This window comes from Aminobacterium sp. UBA4834, assembly GCF_002400205.1.
Lineage (GTDB): Bacteria > Synergistota > Synergistia > Synergistales > Aminobacteriaceae > Aminobacterium > Aminobacterium mobile.
Genome location: NZ_DHFC01000003.1, coordinates 245,697 through 264,865 on the forward strand (window position 1 = coordinate 245,697; position 19,169 = coordinate 264,865).

The window sequence follows — 19,169 nt, forward strand, 5'->3', positions numbered from 1 at the left end:
GAGAAAAAAATGAGGCTTCAAAGAGAGTTCCGTTTCCTGCATTGTGCAGATCTTCATCTAGATAGTCCTTTTAGAGGAGTTTCCCGCTATTCAGCATTTGTTGCTGAAAGGTTGCGGGAAGCCGCCTTTCAGGCTTTTGAAAAAGTGGTAGATCTGGCACTTCAAGAAGAAGTAGATTGTGTGCTTATAGCAGGGGACCTTTACAATGACGCAGATCGAAGCCTTAGGGCCCAGCTGGAATTGCAGCGCCAGCTTGTTCGTCTCAGTGAAGCCGGGGTCTACGTATATGTAACTCACGGAAACCACGATCCACTCTTAGGTGAAAGTGCTGATCTAAAACTACCAGACAAGGTCTTCTGTTTTGAAAGTTCGGTAGGTATCTTTCCCCTTTTGGCGAGGGGAGGAGAAAGGGTTGGTTCTATATGGGGCTACAGTTATCCGGTGAGGGATGTAGCTGATAATATAGCAGTTCAAATGATCCCTTCTCAAGAAGATCGAGAACATGGGCTTTGTCTTGCGATGCTCCATTGTAATGTAGGCGGAATAGAGGGGCATGAAAACTATGCTCCCTGCTCTCTTGACGATTTAAAAAAATCAGGGATGGATTATTGGGCTCTCGGCCATATCCACCGTCCCATGATTTTAGAAAAAGGAGCCCCTTGGGTTGTCTATTCTGGTACTATTCAAGGGCGCAGCATAAAGGAAACTGGACCTCATGGATGCAGTGTAGTACGTGTTTCAGAACAAGGACATATCTCATCTCTTTTTTGTCCCACAGATATTGTTCGGTGGAAGAACACTTCTCTAGATATATCTTCTTTCAGAACAGACCAAGACATATTGAACGCTTTCGATATGCTGAAATCTGAGCTAAGAGAAGCCGCGGAAGAGAGAGGCCTTATAGTGCGAGTTGCTATTAAGGGGCGAAGCCCTCTCCACCGTTCTTTAACCAGAGATGGATATCTTGATGATCTTACCGCGGAACTGAACTGCGAAGAAGAGCGTTCTGATTTTGTATGGATTGAAGGATGTATTGATGAAAGCAATCCTGACTATAATCTGGATAATCTCAAAAAAACCCAAACTTTTGTAGGGGACTTTTTAAGAGAAGTGGAATACGTAACTTCTCATACATCCAACAAAGAAGAGCTTTTTGAAACTATTGACGGAGCTTTGGGATCTTCTCGCTGGCGTCGTCGAGACCTTGAGTTTCTTTTAGAAGCTTTTACTATAAAAGATGTAGCCGATATTGTAAAAGAAGTGGAAATAATAGGCGCAGATGGCCTTATGGGGGAGGAAGACGATCCGTGCGGTTCGTAGAGTTCTACATTCGTCAATTTGGTCTTCTGAGGGAGGTAGGAGGTTCTTTCTCTCCAGGATTGTCTCTTATCGTCGGGGAGAACGAAAGTGGCAAAACCACGCTGATGAATTTTTTCCGTTACTGCCTTTTCAACTTCCCTCATGGCCGCTCCAATCGTAATTTTTATCTTCCTCCGGACGGGAGAGCACAACAAGGCCAGCTCATAGTGGAGACTACAAATGGAGTCTCTCTTGCTTTTGAAATGAATGGGCGGAAAATCAATGTTTCTGGGCAAGGCGAAGAGATAAATGTAGATGCTCTTCTCGGTTATCTTGACAGAAATACATATGAGAGAGTTTTTGCAGTTGGTCTTGAAGATATGCAACAGATCAAAACTCTTAACGACCAAACAATTCAAAGTCGTTTCTTTGCGGCTGGGGCAGGGTTGGGCACAGCTTCTCTTCCATGCTTGGTAGAAACGCTCTCTTCCAAACAGAAAAAACTCTACCACCCAGAAGCTCGAAGCAGAAATTCAGCGATAATCAATGGCCTTTTGCAAAAGTTGCGTCAAATAGATGAAGAAATCAAGGTGTTGCAACAACAAAAGTTTGAGTTCATTAAAATGCAAACAATGTTGAGAGACCAAGAGAAGCGCATAGAATCTGTGCGAAAAGAATTGGAAGAAAAACGCTCCACACTCTCTCTTTACGAATGGATTGAAAAAGCAAGGGCTCCATGGATAGAGATGGGGGAGTCTCAGAAAAAACTTCATGCCCTTGGTGAATTTTCGTCTTTTCCAAAAGACGGACTAACGCGTCTTGCCGCTATAACGGAAGAAATCAAGAATAAAGAGCAAGAGTGCAGAGAGCTTCAAAATGAGGAAGAGCACTTTCTTGAAGTTCTTCAATCTCTGGAAAGAAAGCCTTTTAGAGGAGTTCTAGAGAAAAAAGGAGAGATCAGATCCGCAGTTCAAAACCGGGGAAGAATAGAGAGAGAAGAGGAGGCATTACGTACTCTAGAAGGAGAAATTGCCAGCATGAGACATGAGCTGGAAAAAGAACTCAGTAACCTCTATCAAGGGTGGTCCTTGGAACATCTTTATAATATAGATCTTTCTTTTAATGTATGTAAATATGCTCATGATTTGCAAAGCCGTCAAGAGGAAATTCGATCTCAAATAGCAGCTCGACAAGAAGCTCTCATTCAGGCTCGGCTTGAAATGGAGAAAGCGGCGGATACAGAAAGAGAGCTCTATAAAAAAGCAGAAGAGGCTCGTTCGAGTATTCCTCCCTTTTCAGAGGAAACTCTTCGAGAGGAACGCGGACATTTGCGGCAAACCTTTTTATGCTGTAATCAGGCTCGTCTTGCTTTGCAAGAGCTTCAGACATCATCGCACTCTTCCCAGCTAGTTTCAAAACAATGGGTGTTAAGCGCTGTGGTTACGGGGGTTATGCTTTTTTTAGGAGTAGCTTTTTTATGGAAAGGTTTTGGGGAGAAAGTTCCTTTCGAAATGATTATAGGTGGAGCTCTTTGTTTTTTAGGAACGGCAGCGTTCTTGGGGAATTGCTATGATAGAAATGTGAAGGAAAAAGAAAAGAGATCGTACCGCTTGAAACTTCAGGAAGAGTGGGAGGAAAGCAAGGAGATTTTAAACGGTATTCTCCAAAACTTCCATATAAAAGAACCTTTGGAATCATACGCTCAACTTGAGAATATAGAAGCCCTTATAGACAGCTATCTAGACTGTTTAAAGCAAAAAGATCAATGTGTTGCTGATTGGGAGGCGGCCCAAAAGGCGAGGGAACGGAGGCAGCTTCTTTATGACGAGGGAGAGAAGGCGCTCAAAGGTTTTTTAGTGCTTCAAGGAGGAGTAAAAGAGGCTTGGCAAGAGCTTGTAGAAAGCTCAAAACTCCCTCCTTCTCTGGAACTCCGTCACTTTGTCGAATTTGAAGGGCGTGTGAAACAGCTTCGGCAACATGGCGATCGCATAAAAGAGGCAGAAAAAAAGCTTTCTTTTGCTGCTTCATACCTTGAAAGTCGCCTTATAGAAATAAAAGAACTTTGTCTGGGAATTGCTCCAGAGAAAAACGAAATTTCAACTTACAGAGAGATAGCCCCAACAATAGATTTTCTTTCATCCAAATTGGATGAAAGCATGAATCTTCAGGAGAAATTCAGTAGGCTTCAAGAAAATAAGGAGCAATGTTCTAGACGCCGCAAAAGAGTGGAAGAAGAGTTACAACAATATATTTGCAGGAAGGGAACTCTTTTAATGGAAGCTGATGCATGTAATGAAGAGATTTTTTGCCAAAAGGGTATTCGATGGCAGGAAGTTCAAAAGTTAAAATCTGCTATCGAAAATTATCGTCTCTCTTTGCTCACTATAGCTGGTGGAGATGAAAATCTGCCTCTTCTTATAAAAGAACTTGAAAAGAGAACTCCGGCAGAATTCCATACCCTTTATATGGAGTCGGAGGAAAAAGAGCGTACTCTTTCTTTGTTACTTGAGGAGTTGAATGAAGAGCTTGGTACCATAAAAAGTCGTATGCAGGAACTTGAGAAGGATAAAGAATTAAGTGCCATTCTTTTCCAAAAAGAATGTCTTATAGAACAGATTGATCAGGCTCTCAAAAAATGGATGTCTACAGTTCTTTGTCGATATATCTTGGAGCAGACGAGACAAAAACATGAGAAAGAGCGACAACCGGAAGTTATACGAAAAGCCAGCGATTCTCTTCAGCTTATGACTCATGGGCGATACTCTCTCATCTCTTCTTTGTCAGGACAAGGTGGCTTTTCCATAGAATTGGAGGAAGAAAAAGGGAAATGGCGGAAAACGGAAGGGATATGGAGCAGCGGTTTGGCCGATCAAGTATATCTTGCCCTTCGTTTAGCCCTTTCGGATCTTTATGGTAAGTGTTCAGAGCCTCTCCCGCTTATTCTCGATGATGTGCTTGTCCGTTTTGACGAAAAACGGCAGTTGGGGGCTGCAAAAGCTCTTTTAGATGTAGCTTGTAGAACGCAGATTCTTCTCTTTTCTTGCCGCAAAGAGTTAATTAAGGTTTTTCATGAACTTGATGTGCAAAAGAGCAACTTTGTGAAAGCTTTTAGCCTGGCAGAAGGGGATTTACAGTGTTTAATATAATTTCAAAATAATATGAAAAATATTCAGATTGTTCTCTACGATCCTGATCTAGTTGATCTCCCGCAATCTTGCAATATTATTGTCTCTGTTCAAGGTTTTAAGTTGGCAGGGCATGCCAGGTCTTTGTGTGAGCTAGAAAATCTACTTAGGAGTTGCCCCATTCAGCTTGTAATTGCGGAACCCTTTGGAGAAGAAGAGCGTTTTGAAGAAATCCTTGATTTTCTTTATTCAGTACGACCTGAGTTTGATACCCTTATTGTTTCTAAGCAAAACGATGGGAAATTCATCGCTCGTGCTTTCCGGTCGGGAGTCTTCGATTATATTGTGAAGCCTTTCAAGTGTGAACGCTATCGAGAAAGTTTAATCCGGTTCCGATGTTATTACTCTCTTTTAGGAAGTTCCCCTCCTCAATGGCCTCAATCTGTTGTTGACAGAATAAAGCGAGTTCGGGTCTCTTCTCAATTTTCCAATCAAGGATTGCCGAAAGGGTTGCACCAGAAGACTCTCGATCTTGTTCGAAGCGTTCTCAGGGAATCGTATTCTTTTGTTTCAGCCTCGGAGGTAGCCGAGAAAGCTGGTTTAGCAAGATCCACCGTTTGGCGATATCTTGAATATTTATGCCGCATAGGAGAAGCAGTTAGCGTGAATCAATATCGATCGCAAGGTCGCCCCACTCGTTGTTATCATTCCATTTATTAAAAACAAAAAGAACAAAACTTAGACATAATGGTCAAAAATTGCATTCCATTCTTCTATCTGGTTCAATCGTAACTCGTTGTCTTTTTAATCATAGGAATTCTTAAGGAGGAACAAAGGTGCATTTTAACAGGTTAGGCACTCGTATAGCAGTGCTTGTTTTGTGCTCTCTCATTGTGGCCGTAAGCGTAGTGGCCTTCAGTTCCATGAGAATTAGTGGTCAGGGGTTGACTCGTATGTCTATTAATTATGAACTCTCTGTAGCCGGAGAAAATGCGGAGAATATTAATGGGATTTTTACAAGATACTCTCAGGTAGTTAAAGACATTCGAAATGATGTGGCAGCCCGCTTCGATAGGTTGCGACAAGGCGAAATTGCGTCAAATTGGTCTGATTTTAAGACTGAAATCATTCCTGTGCTTGATTATCTAGGCCAAGATTTCTCGTCAGTTCGACAGGTTTTTATTACCTTGAATCCAGAAATTTTTGGGAAAGATGTTCTTTATGATCTGACGCTTTCCCGGCAAGACGGTCGTTCGTCTTTTCAGATGATTCAGGATGACTTCAATTCTGCAGAACAGTTACTTGATCGTAATAACGTTGAGTCAGCTTGGTTTTGGAAGGTCTTAGATCTGAGGAATAGTGTTTGGAGTGACCCGCAAAAAACGAACGGGATGTACCTTATGACCCTTTCGGAGCCTGTTTTAAAAGATGGGGAAATTATAGCAGTTGTCGGTATAGACTTCGACGCCAATTTTATACCGGAGAAGCTCAAATCTCAAAAAATTTACGATAGTGGATATGTTTGGCTCCTCAATAGAGAGGGGCACTTCCTTTGTCATCCGATAGAAGAATTTGTTGGTAAAAGACTTGATCAGATAGAAGGCGGTTATTATTCCCAGTATTGGGAACAAATACAGAGAGAGCCAGTGGGGCGATTTGTTTCCGATTTGCGGGGAAATGTTATTTCCGTCTCTTATAAGACTCTTCCCAATGGCATGATTTTAGGTACTCAGGCGTTGAAGACAGAGGCTCTTTCCTCTGTAGAAGAAATAAAAAAAGCAGTGACTATTACGGCATCTCTTATCTTGGTTGTTGCGTTGCTGGTAACATTCTTATCTGTACGAAAGATGACGGAGCCCTTGAAAAACGTAGCTGTGAAAGCTCGTTATATATCAGAGAATAACGATTTGACCGTGCGCCTCCAATCGAATTCTCAGGTGACAGAGATTAAAGCTCTTGTGGAGTCTATTAATGGGATGATGGACGGTATTTCACATGTAACAGGATCTATCCTTCGAAGCTCCCAAGCTGTTCTCCAGAAAGCTGAAGATATGAGCGCAGCTTCAGAGGAGTCGGCAGCGGCTATTGAGCAAGTTACAGAGTTGTCCCGCCAAGCTGGCCTAAAAACCCAGGATTCTGCGGCAGCGCTGCAACAGGCAAATGCCGGTATTCAGGAGGTTGCGGCAGCTGCGCAATCTGGAGCTAAGGCCGCTGCTGAGGCTGGCGAGAATGCTGCGGATATTTCAGAGGCAGCCCATCGTGGTGGAGAAGAGGTAGGGAAGATGAGCAACCTTATTGATGAAACTTCTGATGCTGGCGGAAAGGTAGGGAAAGCCATTCGCCTTCTAGCAGACTCTGTGGAGAAAATTTCAGGTTTCGTCAACGCTATTACATCTATTGCTGATCAGACAAATCTCTTGGCATTAAATGCTGCTATAGAGGCAGCTAGAGCAGGGGATGCAGGCCGAGGATTTGCTGTTGTAGCAGAAGAAGTGAGGAAATTAGCGGAAGAGTCGGCAAAGGCCGCTGATGAGGTCAATAGTGTTATTGAGGAAATTAGCGGCAGAAGCCAGGCAGCTTTGGTAGATCAGAATAATGCGGAAGAACGTATGGTACAACTTGTAGCAGTGGCTAAAGATACCCGTTCAATAATAGAAAAAGCTGTAGAAAGCGTAGCGGTTGTTTCTGACCACGTCCAGAGCATTGCGGCTACCATGGAAGAGCAATCGGCGAGTGCTCAAGAGATGACGGCAGGTATGGATAACGTTGCTCGTTCTGGGGAGGAGATGGCAGATCAGATGAATCAGATATCCCAATCTATGGACGACCAGGCGAAGGTTACTGAATCGATAGCTCGTTCTTCAGAAGAATTGGTACAGCTTAGCCAAGCCATGGAGAAGGTCGTAGCTACCTTTAAACTTCAGGAAGATGAAGAGCAGAAAAGGGCTTTGATACAAGCCTGACTTTAAGAGAATTTTTCTCTGCTTAAACTATAAAAGGGCCTCTCAGGGGAAACCCTCGAGAGGCCCTTTTTGTGGATCAGATAAGACTGATTATTGTTTTTTATCCGTATACACGAAATAATTTATAAAAACAGCCTTTTTACTATGGTATTATAAGGTTAATTTATCTATGGAGGTGGTTTTTGTGAGTGAACCTTTAAAAACGACGCTAGAAAAAGAAAGGACAATGGACAAGAAAGGGACATTAAGTGTGTTACTCGGAGCTGCCTTCCTGATGGCCACTTCTGCCATAGGACCTGGCTTTTTAACTCAGTCAGCTGTTTTTACAGAAAAGCTGGGCGCCTCTTTTGCTTTTGCCATTCTGCTTTCCCTTATCCTTTGCTTTATTGTTCAAATTAATATTTGGCGAATATTAGCTGTATCCGGTATGCGAGCTCAGGATGTAGCAAACAAGGTCCTTCCGGGCTTAGGATACTTTTTGGCTTTTGCTGTGGCTTTAGGCGGCCTTGTTTTCAACATTGGCAATATGGGCGGGGCTGCGCTGGGGCTTAATGTATTGGCTCAAGTTCCTTTACCTGTAGGAGCTGTCATAAGTGCAATTATAGCCATCCTTATTTTCTCGCGAAAAGAGCTTGGCAAGGCTATGGACTCTTTCACTAAGATACTTGGTTTTATGATGATAGCTTTAGTTTTATATATGGTTTTTAACACGCACCCTCCCGTTGGATCAGCGCTTAAAGAGACCATGCTCCCTTCTAAAATTGATTGGATGATTGTTCTCACTCTTATAGGCGGGACAGTAGGTGGATATATTACCTTTGCTGGAGCTCACCGTATTATCGATGCAGGTATTGTAGGGAGAGACAATCTTGATTCCATTACGCGAGGAGCCTCTCAGGCCATAGGTATTACGGGGATTATGCGAATCCTCCTTTTTCTTGCGGTGCTAGGTGTTATAACTATGGGGTATACTCTCGACCCAGCGAACCCTCCCGCATCAGCTTTCCGGCTTGGTGCTGGAGAACTTGGCTACAAGATTTTTGGAATCGTTATTTGGGCTGCAGGAATAACATCGGTTATTGGGGCATCCTACACCTCTATTTCTTTTCTCCGTACTCTTTTCAAAACGGTAGAAACCCGACTTCGTTGGTGGATGATTGGGTTTATCATTATTTCTACAACAATTTTTATAACCGTTGGTCAACCGGTGAAGCTCCTTATTTTTGCGGGATCCATCAATGGTCTTATATTGCCCCTTTCCCTCGTATCTGTACTTTTGGCAGCTTATAAAAAAGATGTTGTAGGAGATTATCATCACCCTGTATGGTTAACTGTTGCGGGGTACATAGTGGCAGCCTTCACTTTATGGATGGGCATTACGTCTTTTACTAAAATATTCACTATTTTCTCTTAAAAATATATCTGTTGCCAGATGTTTTGGAGGTGAATCTCGTTTTGACAGAACAAGAATGGCCCAAGCTTCTTTGCGCAGGGGACAGTTGTATCGTTGTTGAGTTTGGTAATTCTATTTCTCTCGATGTAAATGCCAGAGTTCAGGCTTTAAGGCATGTCTTAGAAGCTAAGAATATTTCAGGTATTCAGGAGCTTGTTCCAACCTATCGGTCTCTTGCCGTGTATTTTGATCCTGTTAAGGCGGAACCATCTCGATTCCGTTCTCTTTTAGAACGTTTGGCTTCTGCGACTGACGTGGGGCTCAGTTCTGAAAAGGGAAAAGTTATTGTTATTCCTGTCTGTTACGGTGGCGAATTTGGCCCGGACCTTCAGAACGTTGTGAAACATACTGGTCTGACGGAGGAAGAGGTCATTGAACGCCACAGCGCTCCTGACTACTATTGCTATATGCTGGGGTTTACGCCGGGGTTTTCATATCTTGGAGGCATGGATGAGACAATAGCCACTCCTCGCCTCTCTGAACCGCGGGAACGTATCCCTGCTGGTAGTGTAGGTATTGCAGGCAAGCAGACGGGTATATACCCTATCGACAGCCCAGGCGGATGGCAGCTCATAGGACGAACTCCGCTCCCTATGTTCGATGCCAACCGTGAGTCGCCTACGCTGGTAGATGCAGGTTTCTGGATTCGTTTCCATCCGATTTCTCCTGAAGAGTATCACAGCATAGAAGAAAAGATTTTTCATGGAGGCTATACATTAGAAATTCACGAAAAAGGGGAGATGCCGGCATGAAGCTGAAGGTTATGCAGCCTGGCATGCTTACCACAGTTCAAGATGAGGGCCGATGGGGGTTCCAGGGCAAGGGGATGCCCGTTGCTGGAGCCATGGATCTTTTTGCTCTCAGAAGTGGCAATATTATGGTGGGTAATGATAAAAGGGCAGCGGGGCTTGAAGTGACAGTTCTTGGCCCAACTTTATCTGTAGTAGAGGGGCGTGGAACCGCAGTGGTTACCGGGGCAGATCTCGGTTTTTCCGTAAATGGGGAGCTTTTCCCGTGTAATGTTGTGGTAGAAGTGAAAGAAGGGGACCACCTCTCTTTTTCCGGTATTAAGGGAAATGGGTGCAGGGCTTATCTCATTTTCTCAGGAGGAATTGATGTTCCTGTAATTATGGGGAGCCGTTCTACCTATCTTCGAGCCCATCTTGGCGGTCTGGAAGGCCGAGCCTTGAAAAAAGGCGACACTTTTTCTACCGGAGAGCCTCATGTTCTTTGGGAGCGCTTTATTGGTTTTTCCTGTCCGGCCTCGGTTTTGCCGGGTCGACAGCTGGATCAACCTCTTAGAGTGGTTATGGGACCTCAGAATGACGCCTTTACTGATCGTGGGATTGAGACATTTCTCTCTCAGACCTACACTATTTCTGACTCTGCTGATCGTATGGGCTATCGACTAGAGGGACCTGTTATTGAACACAGCGGGGCAGCGGATATTATTTCTGATGCAATTCCTCTTGGGACCATTCAAATACCTGGCCATGGACAGCCTATAGCTATGCTTGCTGATCGCCAAACTACAGGGGGGTATACTAAAATTGCTGTTCTTTGTACTCCTGATATCGGCGCATTAGCTCAGCGATTGCCTGGCCAAAAAGTTCGGTTTCAGAAAATATCTTTTGAGGATGCCGTTGCCGCAACTCGCAAAGAACGCTCTCTTTTAGATGGAATCCATCAGCTTGTCGCCACTTGGATTACGCCTATCGCTTCTTCAACTCAAACAACTTCAACGATTCTTGAAGATACTCCTCGCTCTGGAATGTGGCGTCTCTCTATCGATGGAACCGGCCATACTGTTCATTGGGAACGTCTCGATTAAAGGGGGCTCAATGGAATGTTCAAAGTAGATTTAAATAGTGACCTTGGAGAAAGTTTCGGAACATATGTATTAGGGCATGATGGCGATGTAATGGCAAGTATTACTTCAGCGAATGTGGCTTGTGGCTTTCATGCAGGAGACCCTGAAGTCATGGTTAAAACTGTTAAAAGTGCAATGGGAAAAGGAGTGGCTATAGGGGCTCATCCAGGCTATCCTGATCTTTTAGGGTTTGGCCGGAGAAATATGAGCTGCTCCCCTGATGAGGTCTATAGTTACTGCCTTTATCAGATCGGAGCGCTCTCAGCTGTCTGCCGAGCCCACGGGGTGTCTTTACAGCATGTGAAACCTCATGGCGCTATGTATAATCAAGCGGCAAAAGATCAAAGGTTGGCCGAAGCTATTGTTTCAGCAGTAAAAGATGGTGGAGATCATCTCATTCTCTTAGGGCTGGCCGGCTCCTGTTTTGAGAAAGCAGCGCTAGAAGCTGGGGTTTTATTTGCAGCGGAAGCCTTTGCTGACAGGGCCTACCAAGAAGATGGTTCTCTTGTACCAAGGAAACAGCCTGGAGCTGTAATTCATGATGTACATTTGGCGGCAGATCGAGTTATTAAGATGGTCAGAGAAGGCACGATTGAGGCCATAAATGGCGCAGAAATACATTTGAGGCCCCATTCCATCTGTCTCCATGGCGATACACCTGGCGCAGTATCAATGGCACAGGCTATTCGTGAAGCCCTTTCACAAGCGGGGATAACAGTTTCTTGCCTTAAGGAGGTGTTGGAATAATGAAAGGTGCTGATTTTGCCCTCATGTCCCCCGGAGAGGCTCGAAGGCTTATTCGGTCGGGGGAATATGCTTCTCCGACTCCGGGCATGGCTAGAGGCTACGTGCAGGCAAACTTAGTCGTTTTGCCCAAGGATTGGGCATATGATTTCCTCGTTTTTGCTCAACGTAACCCTAAACCTTGTCCGCTCCTCGATGTAACGGAACCGGGAGATTTTGAGCCCAAGCTTATAGCTCCTGGCGCAGATTTGCGAACGGATTTGCCTAAATATAAAGTATGGGAACATGGCAGGTGCATTGATGAGCCTACTGATGTAATGAAATACTGGCGGGATGATCTTGTCGGGTTCCTGCTTGGCTGCTCTTTTACCTTTGAAAGCGCTCTTCTTGATGCTGATGTCCCAGTTCGTCATATTGAAATGGGACGAAACGTTCCCATGTATGTAACGAATATCCAATGCATTCCTTCTGGGGCTCTTTCTGGTCCTATGGTTGTGAGTATGCGACCTATCCCTTATCCTTTGGTGTCTAAAGCCGTTCTTACGACAGGACGATTTCCAGCGGTGCACGGTTCTCCTGTCCACATCGGCGACCCTAAAGTCATTGGAATCAGCGACATTGGGAACCCTGATTTTGGAGATTCCGTACCTATTCATGAGGAAGAAGTTCCCGTATTCTGGGCATGTGGCGTGACTCCCCAAGCTGCATTAATGGCGAGTAAACCGCCCTTTGCCATTACTCACGCACCAGGACATATGTTTATTGCATCTGTAAAAGATTCCAATTACGCTATCTTCTAAAAATCATGGGGAAGAATTCTTCGAAGGACCTTTGCTTTTTTCTGGACCAGATGAACGAGTTCTTCCCCACTCTTTCCTAAATGCCTCGTGGAAGAGCTTCTCGTCCCATAAAGAACAGAATATCCCGTATGGTTCTTTTTGATGGCGTACCCATAATATCCCATAGAGAGAAGGGCCAGTTGGCTATCATAGTCTTCTATAGGAACTTCTATATGCTCGTGAATGCATACCTTTGGAAGAGCTTGAAGGTCTTTGTGGAGGATGAAGCGAAGATATCCTCCATATTTTTCTTTGAGATCCACTACAAGAAATCCAGATCGCAGCATATTTCTTAAACTATAATTATTGAGGGGGGAAATTGTAGTATGAAGATGGTAGCGATAAGGGTAGAGGAGGTTCTCTGCTTTTAAGAACGTGAAGTGTTGAATGTCATTCCCTCGAAAAGCTTTCTCTGTTATGCAAAAGTCCATAACAGCAATATGATTCCGTTCCTTATCAGGAAGGCGGAGATCTGCCAGGGCTTCTTCCACATATTTAGAACCAAAAGAAACTGCTCGCATGGCGATAAGAACTTCTTCTGCAAAAATTCCAATAACAAAACCTTGTCCTAATATACTTTCTTCAATAGTGTGTTCAGCACAAAAAATGTTCTCGTCACCAATGTCTTTTGCGATCTTTTTATGGAGGCTCAAAGCGAGGGAAATATCTTCTTTTCTCAAGAGCCTCATTTTACATAAAACATTACATCGAAAACCATGACTTTTCTTCACCAAGAAAAAGGTCTCTTTAAAAGTTCGTCTCATGCAGTCACCTCTTCCTATTTTTGGTAATATAAAAAACAAAGGTCAGAAAAGATATACTTCATTGAAATATGAAGTTATTATACACAAAAAATAAAAGTTTGCATGGGGGATGGTGTCCCTATGGCTGAACGTAAAAAAACAAAGTATGAGTAATTTGACCAATATTGACATATGATCCTTAAACAGTATAATTTTATTGGTCACTAAAGGTCACTAAAGGTCAGTGCGATTGGAGGAGTGAGAAATGAGAAAAGCAGTTGGTATTGATCTTGGAACTACAAACTCCGTTATAGCGATCATAGAGGGTGGTATGCCTTCTATTATTGCCAATGCTGAAGGTGGTCGAACGACACCATCTGTTGTGGCTTTTACCAAAGACGGAGAGCGTTTAGTTGGTACTATGGCAAAGCGCCAGGCAACCTTAAATCCTGATGGAACTCTTTACTCTGTAAAACGTTTTATTGGACGTACGTACGACGAAGTAACGTCGGAAATGAAGATTGTTCCCTATAAAGTGAAAGAAGGGCCCAATCGAGCTGTGCGTTTTGAGGTATGGGGAAAAGAATATGCACCAGAAGAGATTAGCGCCCAGGTATTGAGGAAGCTCGTAAATGATGCGAGCTCTTATTTAGGAGAGAGCATTACTGATGTGGTTATTACAATTCCTGCATATTTTAATGATGCCCAACGCCAGGCTACAAGAGATGCAGCCCTTATTGCAGGGTTAAACGTACTGCGTATTATTAATGAACCTACAGCCGCTGCTCTTGCTTATGGTTTAGATAAAAACAAGGAGCAGAAGATTCTCGTCTTCGATCTTGGCGGTGGAACCTTCGATGTGTCAATTCTGGATATAGGAGAAGGGGTGGTGGAGGTATTGGCCACTTCAGGTGACACTCATTTAGGTGGGGACGATTTCGATAAAGTATTAGTAGATTATATTGCCGATGAGTTTAAAAAAGAAAATGGCATTGATTTACGGAAGGACAGGCAGGCTTTGCAGCGATTATATGAAGCGGCCGAAAAAGCTAAGTGTGAACTGTCTGGTCGTACCTCAACAGAGGTGAATCTTCCTTTTATTACTGCTGATGATACGGGTCCTAAACATCTTACTATGACTATTACCAGAGCCAAATTCGATCAGTTGACGGAGCATCTTGTAAAACGTTGTCTCAAACCCATGGAAGATGCATTGTCATCGGCAAAACTACAACAGTCTGATATAGATGAAGTAGTGATGGTAGGGGGAGCTACTCGAATACCCGCAGTACAGGAGCTTGTGCGGAATTTTACGGGAGGTAGAAATCCCAATATGTCAGTGAACCCTGATGAAGTTGTGGCCATGGGAGCTGCTATCCAGGCGGGTATTTTAAAGGGAGAAATGAAAGATGTTCTTTTATTGGACATAATTCCTCTCTCTCTTGGCGTGGAGACTATGGGGGGAGTTATGACGAAGCTCATAGAGAAAAATGCTACGATCCCATATAAGAAAACAGAAATTTTTACCACCGCTGAAGATAATCAACCTGCTGTGGATATTGTTGTTTTGCAAGGCGAGCGAGAGATGGCAGCAGATAATAGAATTCTGGGGAACTTTAAGCTTGAAGGTATCCGTAAAGCTCCTCGTGGTATTCCTCAAATTGAAGTAACTTTCGACGTAGACGCAAATGGAATATTAAAAGTCTCAGCTCGAGATAAGGATACTAGTAAAGAACAGCAGATCACTATTGCTGGGTCCACGAACCTCGATAAAAAAGAGGTAGAGCGAATGGTTCAAGAAGCTCAGGAACATTCAGCGGAAGATCGAAAGAAGCGGGAAAAGGCCGATGCTCGTAACGAACTAGAATCTCTTTCTTATCAGTTGGAGAAGACTTTGAAAGAGAAGGAAAGTATGCTTGAAGAGACACAGAAAGTCAGGGTTCGTAACGCTCTTGAGGAAGCAAAGGCCCTTGCTAAAAATAGCGATGCCACTCTTGAAAATTTGCGAGTATCCATATCAGAACTTCAACAGACGTTTCAAACTGTTATGGCTGCTAAGACTCCTGGTACGAGCGGAGGAGAAGAAAAAGGTTCATCGAAAGAAGATGTGGTAGACGCCGAGTTTATTGATCCAGATGAAAAAAACGAAAGCTGACATATTGAGGATATTGAAAGTAGAAAGGGCCGGAACTCTTAGTTTCGGCCCTTTTCATCTCTTACTACTATTAACGGTATAATACATAGGTGTTATAGAGTTAGAGGGCTATAAAAGCACAAAAGAGGTGAGAGTTTTGGCGTTAAGCTTTGTTCCTTTATCCCTGAATTGTCGTGATGACTATATCGATCTCTTTTCCAAATCGTGTCAGAGAGCATCAGATTACAGTTTTATCAACATTTGGGCCTGGGCTGATGAAAGGGATTTTGAGTGGGCCTTTGATGAGGATCTTTGTTGGCTCCGGACAATGTCTCCCTCTCCCGCTCTTTGGGCACCTATTGGGCTTTGGAAAAATAAAGATTGGCGGAAAGTGTTAGAGAGCTATTTCCCGGCGGGGGCAGTTTTTTACAGGGTTCCAGAAATGTTGGCTCTTCAATGGCAAAAGGAGTTAGGAGATAGTGTAAAAATAGAAGAGGAACGAAGCGAGTGGGAATATATCTATCGTGTTTCGGAACTCATCTCTCTTTCTGGGAACCGCTTCCATAAGAAGAAAAATCTCTTGCAGCAATTTTTGCGAAGTTACGCATATACCTATGAACCTATTACTTCAAAAAATATCCCCTATATCTTAGAAATGCAGGAAAAATGGTGTAAGTGGAGAAATTGTGATGACTCCCCGGGCTTAAAGGCTGAAAGCGAAGCTGTTCATCGCATTCTGGAGCAGTGGCAGGTTATGCCCAACATTATGGGAGGAGTTCTTAAAGTAGATGGGCAAATGGTAGCTTATACTGTGGCTGAAAGTAGTGGAGAAGACACAGTAATTATTCATTTTGAAAAAGGACTAACAGATTATAAGGGGGTTTACCAAGCTATCAATCAAATGTTTTTGGAAAGGTCTGCTCATTCTTTTACGTGGGTGAATAGAGAGCAAGATATGGGAATTGAGGGGATCCGAAAGGCTAAGATATCGTATAATCCAGTATATTTTCTTAAAAAATTTATTGTTACATGGGATAGATAGTTTTTTACACAATATACCTTAGGAGGGACTATATATGCTCGATAAGGCAATAGATGGGCTTAAAGATGAACTCATAGCCGCAGTACAGGAATCGGTGCGTATTCCCAGTGTTGCAGGGGTTCCTGAAGAGGGTGCCCCCTTTGGGAGAAATGTGAAACTGGCACTTGATCATGCATTGAATGTAGCGTCTCAGCTCGGTTTTCGTGTTAAAAACGTGGATAATATGGCCGGGTACGGGGAATGGGGCGATGGGAAGGAGATCGTCGCCATATTGGGGCATCTTGATGTAGTTCCTGAGGGGACAGGATGGAAGTATCCTCCTTTTGGAGGAGAGATTCAAAATGGCATTATTTGGGGACGAGGGGTTCTTGACGATAAGGGGCCTACTATTGGTGCTCTTTTCGCATTAAAGGCTATTAAAGATCTCAATATCTCACTGAAACGACGGATTCGTATAATTTTTGGAACGAATGAAGAGTCGGGAAGCCAGTGTATGGCTCGTTATATACAAACAGAGGAACTGCCGGCAGCCGGATTTACTCCTGACGCAGAGTATCCTATTATTTACGCGGAAAAGGGGGTTCTAACCTTAACGTGTCATTTTCCCTTCTCTGGTGACGGTCCTGTAAAAATTGTTTCCTTTAAGGGAGGGGTTGCTCCTAATGTAGTAGCGGCTACGGCTCAGGTCGTTATTCGCGCTTCTGCAGAAGAGAGGAGACGAATTGCTTCAATAGTGGATGCATGGAATGGGCCGGAGCGGAGTGGCTTTAAAATAGTAGAGGATGGAGTAAAGGGAACAATTACTATTGAGGTGCAAGGAGTTCCCGCCCATGGAAGCACGCCTCACCTTGGTGTCAATGCCATTCTCTGTCTTGTGGATATTCTTTCATCCATGGACCTCATGAAGAGTCAAAAACAGTTTATTCACGCCCTTTCATCCCTTATAGGAATGGAAACTGATGGAACATCGCTGGGAATAGCCATGAATGATGATATATCTGGAGCTCTTACCCTGTGCTTAGGCACAATAGACGGGAATGAGTCTGATGTCCATTTTACTTTAAATATCCGTTACCCAGTGACAAAAAAAGATTCTCTCGTTCTTGACCCATTGAGAGAAGCTTTGGAAAAAGAGGGAATAGCCGTTACAGATGTTCGACATGCAGCTCCCTTGTATATGGACCCAGAGTCTCCCCTGATTCGCACTCTCCAGAAGGTTTACAAAGAACAGACAGGTTTAAATCCTGATCTTTTAGCTATTGGTGGAGGGACGTATGCCAAATCCGTGCCTAATGTGGTGGCCTTTGGCCCTATTTTCCCAGGGCAAAAGTATACTATCCATGAGGAGAATGAGTGTTGGTCCATAGAAGACCTCATGAAAAACGTAAAAATCATGGCCCATGCTATGGTGGAACTAGCACGGTGATGTAAAGAAAGTTTGAACCGAGTTATGACGACGGTAGGGAGAGGCGACTTGACTCTCTGGTGCCATGCTAGGTCCTATATGAGCGGATCACTTTGTTGGCGGTGCTGAAGGAGGTAGCCCTGATGAAGCGAGAGAGGATTGTCATTATTGGGGGCGATGCAGCTGGAATGTCAGCTGCAGGACAAGTGAGGAAACGCCGTCCTCACGCAGAAATTCTTGTCTACGAACGATCCCCTCATACATCTTATTCAGCTTGCGGTATACCTTACTACGTGGCGGGTCTTGTTGATAATGAGCAAAAACTTATTGTTCGTACTCCTAAAGAGTTTATGCAGAAGCAGAATATTCAGGCTCGGATTTCACATGAGGTTCTCTCTGTGGATTTTCATAACCGCGCCATCTCGGTTCTTAACCATCAAACGGGAGAGATATTTACAGATACATACGATCAGCTTCTTTTTGCCACTGGAACTCAGCCCATCCTCCCGCCCATCCCTGATTTAGAGGGAAAGGGCGTTTTTGCCCTCAGCGTTCTTGAAGACGGTCTCAATCTTCAGCGTTACATAGAAGAGAAAGGACCTCGAAATGTGGTGGTAGTGGGTGGCGGGTATATAGGCCTTGAAATGGCGGAAGCTTTTTGTATCAGACAAATGAATGTCTGCCTTGTAGACCGCTCGTACCAGGTTATGAATACTTTCGATATGGATATGGCGGATCTCATAGCTGAAGCTATTCGTTATGTAGGAACCACTCTCTATCTTGGTGAAACCATGAAAGGAGTGGAGCGAGAAAAGGGAAATATCAAAGCTGTAATTACCGATCAGCGAACTATCCCTGCTGATTTAGTGGTCCTTGGCCTGGGAGTTCGACCGAATTCAAAATTGGCGAAGGAAGCAGGGTTACCTCTTGGGTACAAAGATTCTATTCGAGTAGACGAGTTTCTGCAGACGGAAGAGGAGGGTGTATGGGCAGCTGGTGACTGCTCACAAACGTGGCATAGAGTAGCGAACCGCCCTTTTTGGGTTCCCCTCGGATCTGTAGCTAATAAAACTGGTCGAGTGGCTGGCATGAATATGGGGGGAGAATGTGAACGTTTCCCTGGGGTAGTGGGGACAGCCGTGAGCAAGCATTGCGATCTAGAAGTGGCTCGAGCAGGCCTTTCAGAAAAAGAACTGGAAGACCTGGGGATGCGCTATGAAACAGTAACAATTAGAAGTCATGTTCGAGCTGGATATTATCCAGAGCCAGGAACTATTAATGTGAAGATGATCGCGGAAGTTCCCGGAGGGCGGATTCTAGGAGCGCAAATTGTTGGTACCCATGGTTCAGCAAAGCGAATCGATGTAGTAGCTGCGGCTCTTTCTGCCGGTATGACTGCCCGTGAACTTGTAAACCTTGATCTGGGATATGCTCCCCCTTTTTCTCTTCCCTGGGATCCTATTCAGATAGCGGCTCGTCAGTTCCTTTAGTAATGAAGTGCACCCCGAAAGGTGGACATAGAATCCAGCATTTGGAGGTGCACTTCAAAAAA

The 19,169-nt window shown here is 44.0% G+C and carries 14 protein-coding genes; 13 read left to right on the top strand and 1 reads right to left on the bottom strand.

The features are described from left to right. The first annotated feature begins 9 nt into the window (after window positions 1-9). The 9 genes from B3L97_RS01745 (at window position 10) to B3L97_RS01785 (ending at window position 12,254) form a co-directional block, all read left to right on the top strand. The gene (locus tag B3L97_RS01745; protein WP_286933311.1) at window positions 10-1,320 is read left to right on the top strand and encodes a metallophosphoesterase family protein; all 1,311 of its coding nucleotides are present in this window, start codon (window positions 10-12) and stop codon (window positions 1,318-1,320) included. Then, entirely contained in the window at window positions 1,308-4,445 is a 3,138-nt protein-coding gene (locus B3L97_RS01750) for an AAA family ATPase (protein ID WP_286933313.1), read from the top strand. Before B3L97_RS01745 ends, B3L97_RS01750 begins: the two co-directional genes overlap by 13 nt. Before the next feature lie 12 nt (window positions 4,446-4,457). Continuing rightward, window positions 4,458-5,144 (top strand): HTH domain-containing protein, encoded by a 687-nt coding sequence (locus B3L97_RS01755; protein WP_286933315.1) that lies wholly within the window; start codon window positions 4,458-4,460, stop codon window positions 5,142-5,144. Between the two features lie 116 nt (window positions 5,145-5,260). Continuing rightward, complete coding sequence (locus B3L97_RS01760) at window positions 5,261-7,387, top strand: methyl-accepting chemotaxis protein (protein ID WP_286933316.1); 2,127 nt, start codon at window positions 5,261-5,263, stop codon at window positions 7,385-7,387. 226 nt (window positions 7,388-7,613) lie between these two features. Then, complete coding sequence (locus B3L97_RS01765; protein ID WP_286933380.1) at window positions 7,614-8,801, top strand: NRAMP family divalent metal transporter; 1,188 nt, start codon at window positions 7,614-7,616, stop codon at window positions 8,799-8,801. Window positions 8,802-8,842: 41 nt separating this feature from the next. Further along, complete coding sequence (pxpB, locus tag B3L97_RS01770; RefSeq protein WP_286933318.1) at window positions 8,843-9,592, top strand: 5-oxoprolinase subunit PxpB; 750 nt, start codon at window positions 8,843-8,845, stop codon at window positions 9,590-9,592. Further along, window positions 9,589-10,671, top strand: a complete 1,083-nt coding sequence (locus tag B3L97_RS01775; RefSeq protein ID WP_286933321.1) for a biotin-dependent carboxyltransferase family protein — start codon at window positions 9,589-9,591, stop codon at window positions 10,669-10,671. The genes pxpB and B3L97_RS01775 overlap by 4 nt, the downstream gene beginning before the upstream one ends. Before the next feature lie 15 nt (window positions 10,672-10,686). Next, window positions 10,687-11,457 carry a LamB/YcsF family protein gene (locus B3L97_RS01780; protein WP_286933323.1) on the top strand — a complete coding sequence of 257 codons (771 nt, stop codon included), beginning with the start codon at window positions 10,687-10,689 and terminating at the stop codon, window positions 11,455-11,457. Next, the gene (locus B3L97_RS01785; protein ID WP_286933325.1) at window positions 11,457-12,254 is read left to right on the top strand and encodes a putative hydro-lyase; all 798 of its coding nucleotides are present in this window, start codon (window positions 11,457-11,459) and stop codon (window positions 12,252-12,254) included. Before B3L97_RS01780 ends, B3L97_RS01785 begins: the two co-directional genes overlap by 1 nt. Here B3L97_RS01785 and B3L97_RS01790 read toward each other — a convergent pair. Beyond that, window positions 12,251-13,057 carry a hypothetical protein gene (locus B3L97_RS01790; protein WP_286933327.1) on the bottom strand — a complete coding sequence of 269 codons (807 nt, stop codon included), beginning with the start codon at window positions 13,055-13,057 and terminating at the stop codon, window positions 12,251-12,253. The genes B3L97_RS01785 and B3L97_RS01790 overlap by 4 nt on opposite strands. Before the next feature lie 244 nt (window positions 13,058-13,301). Here B3L97_RS01790 and dnaK point away from each other — a divergent pair, with 244 nt between their 5' ends. The 4 genes from dnaK to B3L97_RS01810 all read left to right on the top strand — a co-directional run bounded on the left by dnaK (window position 13,302) and on the right by B3L97_RS01810 (window position 19,107). Then, window positions 13,302-15,191 (top strand): molecular chaperone DnaK, encoded by a 1,890-nt coding sequence (gene dnaK / locus B3L97_RS01795; RefSeq protein WP_286933329.1) that lies wholly within the window; start codon window positions 13,302-13,304, stop codon window positions 15,189-15,191. Between the two features lie 136 nt (window positions 15,192-15,327). Continuing rightward, the gene (locus tag B3L97_RS01800) at window positions 15,328-16,212 is read left to right on the top strand and encodes a DUF2156 domain-containing protein (RefSeq protein ID WP_024821394.1); all 885 of its coding nucleotides are present in this window, start codon (window positions 15,328-15,330) and stop codon (window positions 16,210-16,212) included. Window positions 16,213-16,246: 34 nt separating this feature from the next. Further along, window positions 16,247-17,638 carry a dipeptidase PepV gene (gene pepV / locus B3L97_RS01805; protein WP_286847026.1) on the top strand — a complete coding sequence of 464 codons (1,392 nt, stop codon included), beginning with the start codon at window positions 16,247-16,249 and terminating at the stop codon, window positions 17,636-17,638. A gap of 122 nt (window positions 17,639-17,760) precedes the next feature. After that, window positions 17,761-19,107 carry an FAD-dependent oxidoreductase gene (locus B3L97_RS01810; RefSeq protein WP_286933332.1) on the top strand — a complete coding sequence of 449 codons (1,347 nt, stop codon included), beginning with the start codon at window positions 17,761-17,763 and terminating at the stop codon, window positions 19,105-19,107. Window positions 19,108-19,169: the final 62 nt, after the last annotated feature.